We start from the raw sequence: 18,478 nt of genomic DNA on the forward strand, positions 1-18,478 counted from the left end.
GTGAATCGGTGGGTGGGTGGTGGGCCGGGTGGGGTCGGTGCATTCCGGTCATGGCCCTTCGAGAGCCGTGGCCATCAGGGCGGCCAGTTCAGCGGCGTGTGGCGGGTCCACCAGGGTCTGGTGGTTGCCGGGGATGCCGATCGTGTGCACCGAGCCTTCGGTGCGGACGGTCCACTCCTCGGGGTCGATGAGCGGGGTGCGCAGCACCGGGTGCTGTTCGGCCACCGCGAAGACGTGGAGGTCGGTGCGGACCTGCCCGGTGACGCGGTGCAGGGCGGCTGCCCGTTCGTTGGCGGCGGCGACCCGGACCATGCGCCGCATGGCTGCGGTCTCGGCGCGGTGCGGGAGCCGGCCGTCCTCGTGTCCCTTGCGGAGCAGGGTCGCGATGGCCTCTTCCTCGTCGAGCCCACGCAGGTCTTCGGCGTCCAGGCCGGCGGCGATGCCGAGCTGGAGGAGTCCGGTGGCCCCGCTGATGTTCTCCTCCTGCGGCCGGACGGGCCCGCGTGCGGGGGCCCGGGTGTCGATCAGGCCCAGAAATGCGACCTGTTCGCCCTCGGCCTCCAGACGTGCCGCGATCTCGAAGGCGACCCGGCCGCCGAACGACCACCCGGCCAGTAGGTACGGTCCGTGCGGGGCGGCCGATCGCAGCTCGGAGAGGTAGCGGTCGACCATGTCGGGCACCTGGTGCAGCGGCGGCTCGTCGGTGTTGTAGCCCACCGACTCGATGCCGTACACCTTCCGTCGGCTCCCCAGGCCCCGGGCCAGTTCGAGGTAGCAGCAGACATCGCCGCCCTGCGGGTGAACCAGGAACAGCGGCGGCTGTGCAGGGTCGCCGTCGGCGAGCGGCACCAGCAGCCGGTCCCCGGCGCCCGCCGGCAGGGCCTCGCACATCAGCTCTACCGTCGGCTTGCGGAAGACCACGTGGAGCGGGAGCGCGACGTCCATCTCCCGGCGAATCGCCTCGATGAGGGCGAACGCCTTGAGGGAGTGCCCGCCGAGGGCGAAGAAGTCGTCTCGCACGCCGACCGGCGTGACCCCCAGGACGTGTTCCCAGATGCGGGCCATCCGAAGTTCGGTCCGGTCGCGGGGGGCCTGCCGAGGGCCACGGTTCCCTGGCAGGTCGGGGGCGGGCAGTGCCTTGCGGTCGAGTTTGCCGTTGACGGTCAGCGGCAGCTCCTCCAGGTCCACGAAGCGGGTGGGCACCATGTAGCCCGGCAACCGTTCGTGCAGGGCCTCGGTCGGCTGGACCGGTTCGAGGTGGCCCGGGTCCCGCACGACGTAGCCGACGAGCACGGCGTCCACCCCCTCGCCGTGGACCGCGGCCGCCGCCTCCGCCACGCCCTCGCAGTGCGCCAGCGCCGCCTCGATTTCGCCGAGTTCGATGCGGTGGCCTCGGATCTTGACCTGGTCGTCCCCGCGGCCGCGGTACTCAAGGGCACCGTCCGCACGCCACCGGACCAGGTCGCCGGTAGCGTAGAGGCGGGTACCGGTGCCGAACGGATCGGGGACGAAGCACCGCGCGGTCAGGCCGGGCCGTCCCGCATAGCCGCGGACGACGCCCTCGCCTCCGATGTACAACTCGCCCTCGACGCCCACCGGAACGGGCTGCATCCGCTCGTCGAGCACGTACACGCGCGTGTTGGTCAGCGGATGCCCGATCGGCACGGCACCCACGTCAGGTCCGGCGTCCGGTGTGCCGTGCAGAGGGTGGGCGGTGGACCAGATCGTGGTCTCCGTGGGCCCGTAGACGTTCCAGACCGGGCCGACGCGCTCGCGCAGTCGACGGGCGAGCGCGGGTGGCAGCGCCTCGCCGCCGGTCAGGGCCCGTACGCCGGGGCCGCCCTTCCAGCCGGCCTCGGTGAGCAGGTACCAGGTCGCCGGTGTCGCCTGCACCACCGTCACCCCCGCGTCGTCGAGGCGCTCGGTGAGCAGGGAGCCGTCGCGCGCGGTGTCCCGGTCCACGACGTGGACCGTCGCGCCGCGGGTCAGCGGCACCAGCAGCTCCAGTACCGAGATGTCGAACGAGGCCGTCGTCAGGGCGGCGACGGTGTCCGCCGTGGTCAGCTCCAGCCGCTCGGCCATGTCCAGGGCGAAGTTCTCCAGTCCCCGGTGCGGGACCATGACGCCCTTGGGGACACCGGTCGAGCCGGAGGTGTAGATCACGTAGGCGAGGTGGTCGGCGCCGAGGCCGAGGACGGGAGTGGTCTCGGGCTGCTTCGAGATCGACGCCCGCTCCGCCGCGACGTCCACGACGCGCACGCCCTCGGCTGCCGGGACCCGATCGCGTGCGGCTCCGGAGGTCAGGACCACCCGCACCGCGCTGTCGCCGACCATGAAGGCGTTGCGCTCCCTCGGATGGTCCGGGTCGATCGGGACGTACGCGCCGCCGGCCTTGAGGACCGCCAGCAGGCAGAGCGGCAGGTCGATCGAGCGCTCCAGGCACACGCCGACCCTGATGTCCGGTCCCACCCCCATGGAGCGGAGGTGGTGGGCGAGTTGGTTGGCGCAACGGCCCAGGGCGTCGTAGGTCAGCGACTGCCGTGCGTCGCTGACCGCGACGGCGTGCGGCGAGCGCTCGCACCGGTCGGCTATCAGCTCGTGGAGGCGGGTGCTCCGGGGGAGGGCACGGCTGGTGCGGTTCCGCCCGACGGTCACCCGGTGCCGCTCGGTCGGGTCCAGCAGCGGTAGTTCCGCGACCGCCCGGCCGGGGTCGGCCGCGGCGCACGTCAGGACCCGCTCGAAGGAGCGGATCAGGCGCAGGATGGTGGCCCGGTCGAAGAGGTCGGTGGCGTACACGGCCCGGCCGCCGAGCCCGCCGGGTTCCTCGGACAGGTAGAGGCTCAGGTCGAACTTGGCAGCCCCACCGCCCAGTTCGACCGGTTCCGCGTCGAGGCCGGGCAGTTCGACGGGAGAGGCGGTGTCGTCGTTGAGCACCAGCATCACCTGGAACAGCGGATTGCGGCTCAGGTCGCGTTCCGGCCGGACCGCTTCCACCAGGCGTTCGAAGGGCACGTCCTGGTGGGCGTAGGCGGCCAGGGCGGTGTCCCGGGCCCGTGCCACCAGCTCGGTGAAGGTCGGGTCGCCGGACAGGTCACCGCGCAGCACCAGGGTGTTCACGAAGAACCCGATCAGCGGCTCCAGTTCCGCGTGGTCACGGCCGGCGATCGGGGCGCCGACCGCGACGTCGTCGGTGCCGGCCCAGCGTCCGAGCAGCGTCTGGAAGCCCGCCAGCAGGACCATGAACAGCGTCGCGCCGTTCTCCTTGCCGATGTCCCGGAGCCGGTCGAGCACCGGCCCGGGGAGGGTGAAGTCGACGTGGTCGCCGCGGCCGGAGGGGGCCGGCGGGCGTGGCCGGTCGGTCGGCAGCTCCAGGGGGGCGAGGCCGGTCAGGCGGTCGCGCCAGTAGGCGAGGTCCCCCTCCGGTGCCGCTCCGGTCATCCGCCCGCGCTGCCAGCTCGCGAAGTCGCGGTAGGTGACGGCGAGATGGGGCGGGGCGGGTCGGTGTCCGGCCGTCAGGTCCCGGTAGTGCGCGAACACCTCGTCCCACAGCAGGCGGGCCGACCAGCCGTCGAAGACGGCGTGGTGGACGACGACCACCAGCAGGTGGTCCTCGGTGGCGAGGCGGATCAGCCGGGCTCGGATCAGCGGCGCGGTGCAGAGGTCGAAGGGGGCCTTGGCGTCCTGCTCGGCGAGTTCCCCGGCGCGCCGCTGGGCCTGGGCGTGAGGCAGGTGGGAGAGGTCGGTGCAGGCCGGGGCGAAGGCGTTGACGGGGGCGACGACCTGGCACAGGCCCCCGCCACCGAGGCTCGGCCCGCGGTTGACGAAGCTCGAACGCAGCACGTCGTGGCGGGCGACGACGGCATGCAGCGCGGCGATGACGGCGTCCTGGTCCAGTGGACCGCGGAACCGGACTGCGGAGGGCATGTTGTAGTCGGGGCGGCCCGGCTGGAGCTGGTCGAGCAGCCACAGCCTCTGTTGGCCGAAGGAGACCGGGGCGGTGTCGGTCTCCCGGTGCCCGATCGCCCCGCCGGCGCGGGCGGTGTCGTCGAGTGCCCGGGCGAACGCGGTGATCGTGGGGTACGTGAAGACCATCTGCAGGGGGATTTCCCGGCCGAGTCGGTGCCGCAGCCGCGCGGCCACCTGGGTGGCACGCAGGGAGTGGCCGCCCAGCTCGAAGAAGTCGTCGTGCGTCCCGACGCGTTCGCGGCCCAGTACCTCCTCCCAGACGGACGCGATGGTGCGCTCGACGGCGTCGGCGGGAGCGCGGTAGGCGCGGCGCTGCTGCTCGATGTCGGGCGCCGGCAGGGCCTTGCGGTCGACCTTGCCGTTGGGAGTGAGCGGCAACGCGCCCAGCTCCACCACGGCCGAGGGCACCATCGCGGCGGGCAGGGTCGCACGCAGGAAGTCCAGCAGGGCGGACCTGCGGTCCTCCGGGGAGGGCTGTCGCCCGTCGGGAGAGCGCCACACCACGTAGCTCACCAACGTGCGCTCCAGTCCCTCGCCGCGGGCCGCAGCGACGGCCTGGGCGACGTCGGGGTGGCGCGCCAACACGGCCTCCAGTTCGCCGAGTTCGATCCGGTGCCCGCGGACCTTGACCTGGTTGTCGCGTCGGCCGTGGAACTCCAGGGTGCCGTCGGCCCGCCAGCGGGCCAGGTCGCCGGTGCGGTACATCCGCTCCCCCGGCGGCCCGAACGGGTCGGGTACGTAGTGCTCGGCGGTGCGCCGCGGGTCATGGAGGTATCCGCGAGTCACCCCCGGCCCGGCGATGCACAGTTCTCCCACCGCTCCCGGCGGCAGCACCTCCAGGTGCTCGCCCAGGACGTAGCACCGGGCGTTGGGGATCGGCTGCCCGATGGGGATTCGGCCGTCCTCGACGTCCCGGTCGGTCACCGAACGGAAGGCCGAGGTGTTGGTGCATTCGGTCGGCCCGTACTGGTTGACCAGGACGAACTCCGCGCCCAGACGGCGGGCTCGGCGTGCGTGGGCGGGGGTCAGCGCCTCGCCGGTCGTCATCACCAGGCGCAGCGCGGACCCCGGTGGCCGTACAGCGGTGGCGCCGAGGACGTCGAGCATCGAGGGGACGATCGAGAGTACGGCGGTGACCTGCTGTTCCTCGATGGCGGCCAGCAGCGCGTGGGGGTCCTTGGCTTCGTCGGGAGGCATCACCACGACCCGCGCGCCGACGGACAGCGGTGCGAACAGGTCGCGCACCGAAGGGTCGAAGGTCAGCGCGGTGCGGGCGAGGACGACGTCGTGCTCGTCGATCTCGAAGGTGCGGGTGAGGTAGGTGAGGTAGTTGACCACTCCGCGGTGCGGCACGGCAACGCCCTTGGGACGACCGGTGGAGCCGGAGGTGTAGATCGCGTAGGCGAGGTCGGCCGAGGAGGCGGCCGGCGGCAGGTTTTCGCCGGACTGGGCAGCGATGCGGGACCGCTCCCGGGCCAGGTCCAGCACGGGTACGCCGCTGAGCCCGGCCGGGGTCGCGGTACCGGAGTCCTGGGTCAGGGCGAGCCGTGCCCGGCTGTCCGCCAGGATGAGCGCGAGGCGGTCGGCGGGGTAACCAGGGTCCACGGGGACGTATGCGCCGCCCGCCTTGAGTACGGCCAGTACGGCGACCACCGCTTCCCGCGTGGCGTCCAGCACGACCGCGACGGTGTGACCGGGCCCGACCCCTCTCGCGCGCAGGTACCGGGCGAGGCGGTTGGCTCGGGCGTTCAGCTCCGCGTAGGTGAGCTGCCGGGTGCCGCAGGTGACGGCGATGGCGTGCGGGCGCCGGCGGACCTGGTCCTCGACGAGTTCGTGCAGCAGGCGGTCACGGGGGAAGTCGGCGGTGGTCGTAGGGGCGTCGAGTACCTGGTGCCGCTCGGCCGGGCTCAGCAGCTCCAGCTGGGAGAGCGGCCGCGTCGGGTCGGAGGCGGCGCTGGTGAGCAGCCTGACGTAATGCTCCGCCAGGCGCTCGACGGTGGCGCGGTCGAACAGGTCGGTGGCGTAGTGGATGGTCGCCGTCAGGCCGTCGGGGCGCTCGGTCAGTGCCAGGCTCAGGTCGAACTTCGAGGTGCCGTTGTCCACCTCCAGCTGTTCCACGGCCAGGCCGTCGATCCGCAGGGCGTCCGGCAGGTCCGGGTGGAGCTGGAAGAGGACGTCGAAGAGGGGGTTGCGGCTGGGGTCGCGGTCCGGTTGCAGTTCCTCGACCAACGTGTCGAACGGCAGGTCCTGGTGGGCGTAGGCGGTCAGGGCGGTGTCCCGGCTGCGGGCGAGCAGTTCGGTGAAGGCGGGGTCGCCGGACAGGTCGGTGCGCAGCACCAGGGTGTTGACGAAGAAGCCGATCAACGACTCCAGCTCGGCACGGTTGCGGCCGGCGATCGGGGTGCCGACGGCGATGTCGTGCCGGCCGGTGTAGCGGGCGAGGACGGCCTGGAATCCGGCGAGCAGGGTCATGAACAGCGTGGCGCCCTCGCGCTGTCCCAACGCGACCAGGCCCGTGTGGAGTTCGGCGGGAAGGCGGAAGGAGACCACGTCACCGGCTCCGGAGCGCACCGGCGGCCGAGGGCGGTCGGCGGGCAGTCCCAACGGGGGGACGTCGGCGAGCCGGTGGCGCCAGTGGTCGAGTTGGTCGGCGAGTGCGCCGGCGGCCATCCGGTCCCGTTGCCAGGACGCGATGTCGCCGTACTGGAGCGGGAGTTCGGGGAGTTGTAACCGGGTCCCGCGAGCGGCTGCGGCGTACCCGGCCGCAAGTTCGTCCCACAGCACCGGTATCGACCAGCCGTCGGCGACCGTGTGGTGCAGTACCAGAGCCAGTATGTGTTCGTGCTCGGTGACGCGGATCAGCCGGGCGCGGATCAGTGGCGCCTCCGAAAGGTCGAACGGGGTCGCGGCGTCGGTGGTCGCCAGCTCGTGCGCGCGGGCCCGGGCCTCGCCCTCGGGCAGATCGCTCAGGTCGGTGACCACGGGGACGAAGGCGGTGACGGGTTCGACGATCTGGACGGGCAGGTCGCCGTCGTGTTCGTAGCGGGACCGCAGGACCTCGTGGCGGCGTACCACCTCCGTCAGCGCGTGGAGCAGAGCCCGGTCGTCGAGCCCGCCGCGGAGTCGGGTGACGACGGGGATGGTGTAGTCGGCCCGGCCGGGCCGGAGTCGGTCGAGGAACCACAGCCGCTGCTGGCCGTAGGACAGCGGCGCGGGGGTGTCGGCCGCCCGGCGGGCGATGGTGGTCGCGCCGGTGGCCCGGCCGCCGTCGAGGGCTGCCGCGAAACCGCTGAGCGTGGGGTTTTCGAAGAGGGTCCGCAGCGGGACGTCGGTGTCGGCACGGGTGTTGAGGCGGGAGATGGCGCGGGTGGCCTTGAGGGAGTGCCCGCCCAGGGTGAAGAAGTTGTCCAACCGCCCGATGCGGTCGGTACCCAGCACGGCGGACCAGATCTCGGCGACGAGTTCCTCGGTGGCCGTCACCGGAGGCTGATGGACCACATTGGACTCCGCCACCGGCGGCGCGGGCAACGCCCGGCGATCGAGCTTCCCGTTCGGCGTCAACGGAAGCACATCCAGGACCACAAGAGCACCAGGCACCATGTAATCGGGCAGCGCGACCGCAAGCTCACCACGCACCACACCCGGATCCACCGTGGCACCCACAGCACCGACGACGTACGCCACCAGACGCCGGTCACCGTCCCCGTCCTCATGCACCACGACCACGGCCTGCGACACCTCCGGGCACCGCACCAACACCGCCTCGATCTCCCCCAATTCGATACGGAAACCACGAATCTTGACCTGACCGTCGACGCGCCCCACGAACTCCACGTTCCCGTCGGCCCGCCTGCGCACCAGGTCTCCCGTGCGGTACATCCGCGTCCCCGGAGGCCCGAAGGGGTCGGGAAGGAATCGTTGGGCCGTCGCGGCGCCGGAACCGAGATAGCCACGGGCCACGCCGGCGCCCGCCACGCACAACTCCCCCACGGCGCCGAGCGGCACCGGCTCCAGCCCCGCGCCCAGGACATACAGCCGGGTGTTGTCCATCGGGCTGCCGATCGGCACCCGCCCGTCGGCCAGGGACGCGGTGTCCGCCTTCCAGCGGGTGGCGAACGTGGTGGTCTCGGTCGGGCCGTAGACATGGGTCACCACGGTGTCCGGGCAGGTCTCGACGGCCCGTCGAAACGCGGTGAGGGAGGCCGCTTCGCCGCCGGTCCACACCTCCTGCAGCCCGGCGAGGATCTCCACCCGCTCCTCCACCACCAGGTTGAAGAGGGCCGTGGTCAGGAAGACGGAGGTGATCCGGTGCTCCCGGACCAGTCGTTGGAGTGCCGCGGTGTCCAGGTGGCCGGGCGGTGCCAGGACGACCCGTCCCCCCGAGAGCAGGGGAACCCACATTTCGTAGGTGAACGCGTCGAAGGAGTGCGGCGAGTGCGCGAGGACGGTGCGGTGCGCCGGCCCCCACTCGGAGTCCAGGGCCAGCGCCGCGACGTTGGCGTGGGTGACGACTATGCCCTTGGGGACACCGGTGGTCCCCGAGGTGAACATCACGTACGCCGCCTGCTCGGGCGGGCACGGTGTCCGCGGCGCGGTCGGACCACCGGGAGCGCCGGCCGCCGCGACGTCGATCACCGGCACCGGGCAGGCGCCGACGACCGGGTGCGCGGACGAGGCGCAGTCGGTTATCAGCAGTGCGGCATCGACCTGTTCGAGCAGGCCGCGCAGTCGTTCGGCCGGGAACCGGCCGTTGAGCGGCACATAGGTGCCACCGGCCTTGAGGACGGCCAGGACGGCCACCACGAGGTCGGCGGACCTCTCCAGCAGCAGGCCCACCGCGCTCTCCATCCGGACCCCGGCGGCCGCCAACCGTCCCGCGAGCCGGTCGGCGCGGGCGTCGAGCTCGGCGTAGGTCCAGCAGGTCCCCGCACACTCGACCGCGACCGCGTCCGGAGTGCGCAGCACCTGAGCGGTGAACAGGTCGGGCAGGGAAGCCGACGGCAGCTCCCGGGCCGTGTCGTTCCACCGGGCGAGGACCTGCTCCCGCTCCGCCGGGTCGAGCAGGCCGACGTCGGAGACCGGGCGGCCCGGGTCGGCCGCGACCTGTGCGAGGAACCGCAGGTAGTGTCCGATCAGCCGCTGCGCGGTGTCGCGGTCGAACAGGTCGCGGTCGAACGTGACCGAGCCGGTGACCTGCAAGCCCGTGTCCGTCACGAAGACGGTGAGGTCGAACAGGGACACCTGGAAGTCCACGTCGACGGGTTCGGCGTCGATCCCGGGCAGGTCGAGTGTCGCGGTCTCGTCCTCGGCCGCTGCGAACATCACCTGGACCAGCGGATTGCGGTTCGGCGACCGCTCCGGGCGCAGTCGCTCGACGAGCCGGTCGAAGGGCACTTCCTGATGCCCGTACGCCTCCACGGTGACCTGCCGCACCCGGCCGAGCAGGTCGGCGAACGACGGGTCGCCGGACAGGTCGGTTCGCAGCACCAGGGTGTTGGCGAAGAACCCGATCAGGTCCTCTACCTCTTCCCGGTCCCGCCCTGCGATCGGCGTTCCGACGGCGACGTCGTGCCGGCCGGTGTAGCGGGCGAGGACGGCCTGGAACCCGGCGAGCAGGGTCATGAACATCGTCGCGCCGCACCGCTCGGCCAGCGTGCGCAGTCCCGTCGCCAGCTCGGCGTCCAGGGCGAACTCCACGCTCCCTCCCCGCCCGGTGCGCCGCGCGGGCCGCGGACGGTCCGTGGGCAGCTCCAGCGGGACGAGGTCGGCCAACCGCTCCTCCCAGAACCGCAGTTGTCCGTCGAGCTCGCCGTGCGCGGAGCGCTCGCGCTGCCAGTGCGCGTAGTCCTCGTACCGGACAGGCAGGTCGGGGTGCTCCGGCGGCCGGCCGTGGAGCAACGACCGGTAGCCGTTTCCCAGTTCCTTCCACAGCAGCGCCATGGACCAGCCGTCCGTGGCGATGTGGTGCACGACGAGGACGAGGAGGTGATGTTCGTCTTCGATGCGCAGAAGGCTTGCCCGGAGCAGCGGGCCGGCGCTCAGGTCGAAGCGCGTCCGGGCCGCCTCGCGGGCCAGCTCCGCCGCCCGCCGTTCCCGCTGCGCGGACGGCAGTTCCCGCAGATCCACGATCGGCAGCGGAACGGTCTGCGCGGGCAGCACTACGGGGTGGGGCCGTCCGTCGCGTTCCTCGAAAACCGTGCGTAGTGCGAGGTGCCGCCGTACGACCTCGGTCAGGCTCTGTTGGAAGGCGTCGGCGTCGAGGGGGCCGCGCAGCCGCAGCACCGTGGGGACGGCGTAGCCGGGGGCGCCGTCGAGCAGGTGGTCGACCAGCCACATGCGCTCCTGTGCGAAGGAGGCGACGGGCTCGGCGGAGCGACCGCGGGCGATCCGAGCGGGAGCGGAGCCGGCGGATGCGCCCTCCCGGGCCGCGCGGATGCGGCGTTCGAGGAGTTGACGCGCGGTCGCGCGGTGGTCTCCCGGGGCGGACTGTTCCGGTTGCTGGGCGCTCACGCGGTCTCTCCTTGGCTCTCGAAGGAACGGCTTCCGTCGCTCTCGACGGAAGCGGCTTCGTGCTCGTCACCCGACGCGAGGATGTCGTCGAGCAGAAGGGTCTCGATGGCCGCCGCGAGATCGGCGACGGTGGGGTGGTCGAAGAGGATGTGCAGCGGCAGTGCCGCGTCCAGCCTGGTGTTGAGGCGGGAGATGGCGCGGGTGGCCTTGAGGGAGTGCCCGCCCAGGGTGAAGAAGTTGTCCAACCGCCCGATGCGGTCGGTACCCAGCACGGCGGACCAGATCTCGGCGACGAGTTCCTCGGTGGCCGTCACCGGAGGCTGATGGACCACATTGGACTCCGCCACCGGCGGCGCGGGCAACGCCCGGCGATCGAGCTTCCCGTTCGGCGTCAACGGAAGCACATCCAGGACCACAAGAGCACCAGGCACCATGTAATCGGGCAGCGCGACCGCAAGCTCACCACGCACCACACCCGGATCCACCGTGGCACCCACAGCACCAACGACGTACGCCACCAGACGCCGGTCACCGTCCCCGTCCTCATGCACCACGACCACGGCCTGCGACACCTCCGGGCACCGCACCAACACCGCCTCGATCTCCCCCAGTTCGATACGGAAACCACGGATCTTGACCTGGTCGTCGGTGCGTCCGAGGTATTCGACGGCGCCGTCGGTGCGCCAGCGGGCCAGGTCTCCCGTGCGGTACATCCGCGTGCCCGGAGGCCCGAAGGGGTCGGGAAGGAAACGGTCCGCGGTCAGTCCACCGCGGCCGGCGTAGCCGCGGGCCAGGCCCGCTCCCGCCAGGTACAGCTCGCCCGTGGCCCCCACCGGCAGCGGCGACAGCTGCGGATCGAGTATGTACAGACGGGTGTTCCAGATGGGCCGGCCGATCGGAACGGTGGCGGAGCCGGGCCGGCACTTCCAACTGGTCACGTCGACCGCGGCTTCGGTCGGTCCGTACAAGTTGTGCAGCGGGACGTCGAGCACCCGCCAGAAGTCCTCCTGGAGACGGACGGGCAGCGCCTCGCCGCTGCAGACGACCCGGCGCAGCGAACGGCAGTCTGCCGCCGACGGCTCGTCGACGAAGGCACGCAGCATCGAGGGCACGAAGTGCACGGTGGTGACGGCCTCGTGCCGGATGACACGGGCGAGGTAGGCCGGGTCCTGGTGTCCCTGGGGCCGGGCCACCACCAGCGTCGCGCCGTACAGCAGCGGCCAGAGGAACTCCCACACGGAGACGTCGAACCCGAACGGCGTCTTCTGCAACACCCGGTCCGTGCCGTCCAGTTGGTACGACTCCTGCATCCATGCCAGGCGGTTCACGATCGCGCCGTGCGTCACCACCACGCCCTTGGGACGACCGGTGGAGCCCGAGGTGTAGATGACGTAGGCGGGGTGTTGCGGCAGCAGCGGGACCGTGCGGTCGGCCTCGGCGGGGTCGCGGGGGCTGAGGCGGTCGAGTTCTCCCAGGAGGGCCGGATCATCGAGCACGAGCCGCGGCGTCGCCGCGCGCTGCGGCATGGACGGGTCGGTGTCGGTGCTCGTCAGCAGCAGGTGCGGCCTCGCGTCCTCGGTCAGGTACGCGATCCGGCCGGCAGGCAGGTCCGGGTCGACGGGCAGGTACGCGGCCCCCGACTTCAGGACGGCCAGGATGGCGACGACCATCTGCGTGGAGCGCCGCAGTGCCAGTGCCACGGTCTTCTCCGGCCCGGCGCCCCGCGCGATCAGGAGATGCGCCAGGCGGTTGGCTCGCGCGTGGAGTTCCTCGTACGAGAGCGCTTCGCCTTCGAAGACGGTGGCCGTGCGGTCCGGAGTCCGTCGGGCCTGTGCCGCCAACAGCTCGGGCAGGGTGGCGTCCGGCACCGGATGGTCGGTGGCGTTCCACTCCCCCAGCACCCGGTCGCGCTCCTGGTCCGAGAGCAACTCGATCCGGCCGACCGCAGTGGTGGGGGCGTCGACGACGACGGACAGCAGGCGTTCCAGCAATCGGGCGATCGCATCCGCCGCCTCGGGTGCGATCGCGTCGGCGCGGTGGTCCACGTGGAGTCGCAGCCGCCTACCGGGGACCGCGATCAGGTTGACGGTGTAGTGGGTCGCGTCCGTCGCCTTGATGTCCGTCAGCCGAAGGCCGCTGGCCAGGTCCGCCAGCTTCGCCCGGTCCAGGGGATAGTTCTCGAAGACGACCGTGGTGTCGAAGAGCGTGCCGAGGCCGGACTCGCGCTGGATTTCCGCCATACCCAGGTGCTGGTGGTCCAACAGGAGGGCCTGTTCGTCCTGGAGACGGGCCACCGCCTCGATGAGCGGCTCGTGGGGCCGGACGGCGAAGCGCACCGGGAGCGTGTTGATGAGCAGGCCGACCATGGTCTCCACCCCGGGGATGTCCGGCGTGCGTCCGGATACCGTCCCGCCGAAGACCACGTCGTCGTGCCCGGTCAGTCGGGCCAGGAGGACGGCCCACACGCCCTGCACGACGCTGTTCAGCGTCACTCCGGCGCTCCGGGCCCGCGCCACCAGTCGCGCTGTCAGCTCTTCGGTGAGCTCCGCGGTCACGCGCTCGGGCACCGCCTGGAGCCGGTTGCGGTCGACAGCGGCCAGGATGGTCGGCTCGGCCAGACCGCCGAGCGCCCGCCGCCAGGCGTCGAGGGCCGCGGTCCGGTCCTGCCGGGCCAGCCAGGCCAGATAGGCGCGGTACGGAACCTCCGCGTGGGCGGTCGGCGTGCCACCACCCTCCGCGCCGTGATCGCGGTAGGCCGTGCACAGCTCCTCCAGCAGCACCGCGGTCGACCAGCCGTCCGACAGGATGTGGTGGTTGGTCATGACGAGGTGGTGGCGCCGGGCGCCCATCCGGACGAGGGTGAAGCGCAGCAGCGGTGGGCGGGCGAGGTCGAATCGCCGGGCGCGGTCCGCAGCCAGCAACTCCTCCAGCGCGGTCCGGCGCTGCTCCTCGCCGAGCGCATGGAAGTCCAGCTCCTCCATGGGGATTTCGCAGGCGCCGAGGACCACCTGTACCGGCTCGGAGACTCCGTGGTCCGTGAATCCGGCCCGCAGGCCGGAGTGCCGTTGGAGCAGCCGGTGGCAGGCACGGCGCAGCGCCACGGTGTCGAGCGGGCCGTCCAGGGTGAGGATCAGCTGCCCCGTATAGGCGTCCACGTCCCGCTCGTCGTAGGAGGAGTGGAAGAAGATTCCCTCCTGCAGGGGGGAGAGGGGCAGGATGTCCTCGATGCCGGGGACGCTGCCCACCAGGTGGTCCAGCTCGGCCCGGCTGACGCGGGCCAGCGGGAAGTCCTCCGGTGTGTTCCGGACGACGTCCCGGCGTGCGGCCGCGGTCACCACGAGCTCCAGGGCCCGGGTCCAGGCGGTGGCCAGCTCTCCGACCTCGGCCTCGGACAGCACCGCATCCGGCCAGCTCCAGGTGGCGGTGAGTTCGGCGTGGTCGGCGTGGTCGCGGACGAGCGCGTTGACCTCCAGGCAGTGTTCCAGGGACATGCCGGGGTCGGTGTCGGCGCGCAGTTGCTCGGCGTCGGGGGCGATGGCCCAGTCGCCGTCGTGGTGGGCGGTGAACCTGCCGAGGTAGTTGAAGAGGATCTGCGGGCGGGCACGCCCCGTCAGCTCGGCCTGTGTGCGCGGGTTCGAGTAGCGCAGCAACCCGTACCCCCAGCCGCCCCGCGGCAGTTCGCCGAAGGTGGCCGCCACCTGTTCCACCGCCCGCGCCAGGACGGCCTCGTCCTCCCATGCCCGGGCCGCATCGATCCCGCCGAGGTCCAGGCGGACCGGGAACTGGCTGGTGAACCAGCCGACGGTTCGGGAGACGTCGAGCCGGCCGGTACCGGCGTCGCGGCCGTGCCCTTCCAGGTCGAGCAACAACGGCGTGGAGCCGGTCAGTCCACGTCGGGCACGCCAGTGGTCGGCGGCGAGGGCGAGCGCGGTGAGCAGGATCTCGTTGACTCCGGTGCCGAAGGCGGCGGGGACGGTCGAGAGCAGCGGACGCACCAGCTCCGAGGGCATGGACAGCGTCAGGTGGCGGGCCGTGCCGGCGGTGTCGCGTACCGGATCGAGCCGGCGCTCGCCCAGTACGGGTTCGCAGGCGTCGAGCACCCCACGCCACCAGGGCAGTTGCCCGGTGATGTCCGGCGACTGGGCCAGCCGGGCCAGGTCGTGCGCCCACGTGCGGAAGGATGTACCGACCGCGGGAAGTTCGGGCCGCCGGCCAGCCGTCACGGCCTCCCAGGCGGTGGCGAGGTCCGGCAGCAGGATGCGCCAGGACACCCCGTCGACGACAAGGTGGTGCACGGCCAGCAGCAGGCGCCCGGGGCGCTCGGATCCCGCATCGCACCACACGGCCTGGAGCATCACCCCGGCGGCCGGGTCGAGCCGCCCGAGCGCGGTATCGCGGGCTTCGGCGATCATGGCGTGCGCCGTCGCCTCGTCGGCCCGGGAGATGTCGATCCGGGAGAACAGCCGAGCCGCGTCCACCGATGCGGGCGGCTGCACGGTGCCCGACCACGGGGTGGCCGGGTCGTCCTCGAAGGTCATCCGCATCCGCAGTGCGTCGTGGTGATCGAGGAGTGTCCGGACGGCGGCGGTGAGGCGCTCTTGATCCGCTTCTGCGGGAGTCTGCAGCAGCACCGACTGGCTGAACCTGTTCACCGGGCCGCCGGTCTCCCGAAGCCAGTGCATGATCGGAGTCGGCGGGAACTCACCGTTCGCGGCGCCGTGTTCCTCGTCCGTCGGCCGGTCGCCCTCCTCGCTCTCGCGCAGCGCGGCCGCCAGCGCGGCGGGCGTCTTGTGGGCGAAGACGTCGCGCAGCGCGATCTCCAGGCCCGTCTCGCGCACCCGGCTGACCAGGGCGATGGCGGTGATACTGTCTCCGCCCAGCGTGAAGAACGCGTCGTCGGCGCCGACCGCGGGCAGTCCGAGCACCTCGGCGAAGAGCCGGCACAGGGCCGCTTCGCGCGCCGTGCGGGGATCGCGGCCGACCGCTTCGGGACGTTCGGGCTCCGGCAGCGCCGCGCGGTCGACCTTCCCGCCTGCGGTCAGCGGAAGGAGGTTGAGGGCGACGTAGGCGTGCGGAACCATGTAGCCGGGCAGGGCCTCGCCCAAGTGGGCGCGCAGCGCATCGTCGTGCACCCCGTGGCCGTGCCGCGCCACCACGTAGGCGACCAGGCTGCGGCCGGTGCCCGGGGTCTGCCGGGCCACCACCGTCGCCTGGGCGACGTCCGGATGGCGCAGCAGCTCCGTCTCGATCTCGCCGGGTTCGATGCGATGCCCGTTGATCTTGACCTGGTGATCCACCCGCCCCAGGAACTCCAGCTCGCCTTCGGGCGTCCAGCGCACCAGGTCCCCTGTCCGGTACATCCGCTCCCCCGGCCTCCCCCACGGGTCCGGGACGAACCGGTCCGCCGTCAGACCACCGCGGCCCAGGTAGCCGCGGGCCAGCCCGGCACCGGCGACGCACAGTTCGCCCGGCCGGCCGGGGGGCAGCAGTCGGAGCTGCGGATCGACCACGTAGACCCGGTGGTTGGCCATCGGTCGGCCGATGGACGGCGACTGTCCTCCAGATGGGGCCAGGCACTGCTTCATCGTCACCGACACGGTGGTCTCGGTGGGGCCGTAGGAGTTCCAGAACTCTCGTCCCTCCACCGCCCAGCGGTCCACCAGCTCCCCGGAAGGCGCCTCCCCGCCGACGGACACCAGCCGCAGCGCCGGCAGTTCGCGCGGGGTGAGCAACGGCATCAGGGCCGGCGGCAGGTCGGCCACGGTGACGTTCTGGGCGACCAGCAGGGACTGCAGTCGCTCGGCGTCCACCCGCTCCTCGTCGGTGGCCAGCACGAGCGTCGCGCCGGAGGCCAGGGCACCGAACATCTCCAGGACCGAGACGTCGAAGGTCAGCGCGGCGAAGCCGAGGAACCGGTCCGTCGCGGCTATGCGGTACGCCCTGACGTTCTGGGTGACGAAGTCGACGGCCGCCCGGTGCTCCACCAGTACACCCTTGGGGCGGCCGGTGCTCCCGGACGTGTACAGCAGGTAGGCGCCCTGGCCCGGCACGACGGTCGGGACGGGAGCGGGCCCCGCGCCGCCCCGGCCGTCGGGCACCCGGCCGACGGGCATCTGGGACACCGCGAGCGACGACAGTCGCCCCTCGCTCTCCGGTCCGCTCACCACCAGCCCGACGCCGGCGTCCCGGGCGATGAACTCCAAGCGGCGCCCCGGCAGTCCGGGGTCCATCGGGACGTAGACGCACCCCGCCTTGAGCACCGCCAGCGTGGCGGGGACCAGAGCCACGGAGCGACGCAGACAGATTCCCACCCGCTGTTCACGGGTGGTCACGGCCCGCAGTCGCCGGGCCAGTTCGTCCGCCCACGTGTCGAGTTCCCGGTAGCTGATCTCGTCGCCGCCACAGCGGACCGCCACCGCCTCGGGGGTGCGTCGGGCCTGCTCCTCGACGAGCTCGTGCAGACAGCGGTCCACGGGCGGGAGCGCGGCTCCGGCCCCCGACTCCAGCAGACCGGACACGTCTTCCGGGGACAGCAGGGCGAGCTCACCGATGGGGGTGTCCGGATGCGCCGTGGCCAGTTCCTCCACGAACCTCACGAAGTGGCGCTGCTGCACCGAGAGTTCGTCCGACCCGCAGCGCGCCGCGTCGATCTCGAAGCCGAAGGCGACGGCGCCGTCCTCGCCACGGTCGTAGACGTTGACGGCGAGGTCGTCGATCGGACCGGTGGACAGGTTGTGCGCGAAGGTGCGACATCCGGCGAAGGTCACGTCGTAGTCGAACGCCATGATGTTGACCGCGACACCGAACAGCTTCCCGTCGACCGCAGACATCCCCAGGTCGCGCTGGAGGTCCTCGATCCGGTAGCGCTGGTGGGGCAGGGCCTCGCGCAGGGCCCGGGACGTGGTCCGGATCAGCTCGTCCACGCACATCCCCTCCCGCACGGACACCCGCAGGGGAACCACGTTGGCGAACATCCCGGGCACGTTGAGGGCCTCGGGCGTGCGCGGCCGTCCGGTCACCGCCAGTCCCACGACCACGTCCCGGGCGCCGCTGACCCGGTGCAGATACGCCGCCGTCGCCGCGAGCGCGGCGGCCTTCCACGTCGTACCGGCCCGCTGGGCGGCGGCCCGCAGGCCCTCCGTGCCCCGCGCCGACACACTGCGGTGGCAGCGCACGACGTCACCGCTCCTGGCATGGCGGAGGGGGGCGAATCCGGTCGGCTCGGGCCGGTCCGCCATGCGCGCGAGCCAGAACGCCCGGTCCTGCGCGAACTCCTCCGACGCCCGGTAGGCGGCCTCCTCCGCACGCATCCGGCTCAACGGAGTGTCGCCGCCCGGCCACAGCGGCGCTCCCTCGGCCAGCGCCGTGTACGTCTCGGCGACGCGGCGCGCACTGAGCGCCATGCCCACCCCGTCCATGACGAGGTGGTGGTAGCGGTGCATCCAGAAGTACCGCTGGTCACCGACCCTGAGCAGGGCGTGCCTGAAGAGAGGCCCGGTACGCAGATCCATCGGCCGGGCCATCTGGGCCCGCATCCACTCCTCGGCGACCACCGGTGCGTCCCGGTGCGAGCGGAAGTCGGCGGTGGCCGGCTCCCACGCGGGTGGATCGGCGGCGACCTGTCTGACGTCCTCGCCCCCGGCGTCGAACCGGACGTGCAGCGACTCGGTGTGCGCCACTACGTGCCGCAGCGCCGTTTCGAACAGCTCCGGGTCCACATCGCCACGGATGTCGAGGTATTCACCCAGGTCGTAGGCGACGCCCGTCGGGTCAAGCTGCTGCGCGACCCACACTCCGTTCTGGGCGGACGACAGCGGAAGGCCGGCGGGCTCGGCGGCAGCCATGGCGTTTCCCAACCTCTCGTGGTAGTTGCGACAAGAGCAGCCGACATCGCGGAAGTCGCCATCCCCCCAGGCGTGGTCCCCGGCCTCCGTCCGTGGCCCACAGGCACGCAGGAGGCCGGCCCATGACTCGCGATGCGGTCCGGATCCTGCGGAACAGG

2 protein-coding genes are annotated in these 18,478 nt (G+C 72.2%); both read right to left on the reverse strand.

Going from position 1 to position 18,478, the window contains the following annotated elements:
* Positions 1-48: 48 nt before the first annotated feature.
* Entirely contained in the window at positions 49-10,476 is a 10,428-nt protein-coding gene (locus tag ACLJT4_RS14095; RefSeq protein WP_411122645.1) for an amino acid adenylation domain-containing protein, read from the reverse strand.
* A complete protein-coding gene (locus ACLJT4_RS14100) occupies positions 10,473-18,320 on the reverse strand; it encodes an amino acid adenylation domain-containing protein (RefSeq protein ID WP_411122646.1) in 7,848 nt (2,615 codons plus the stop codon). Before ACLJT4_RS14100 ends, ACLJT4_RS14095 begins: the two co-directional genes overlap by 4 nt.
* Between the last annotated feature and the right edge of the window lie 158 nt (positions 18,321-18,478).

The sequence above is a fragment of the Streptomyces sp. x-19 genome, from assembly GCF_046549115.1.
In the GTDB taxonomy this organism is placed as follows: domain Bacteria; phylum Actinomycetota; class Actinomycetes; order Streptomycetales; family Streptomycetaceae; genus Streptomyces; species Streptomyces albulus_C.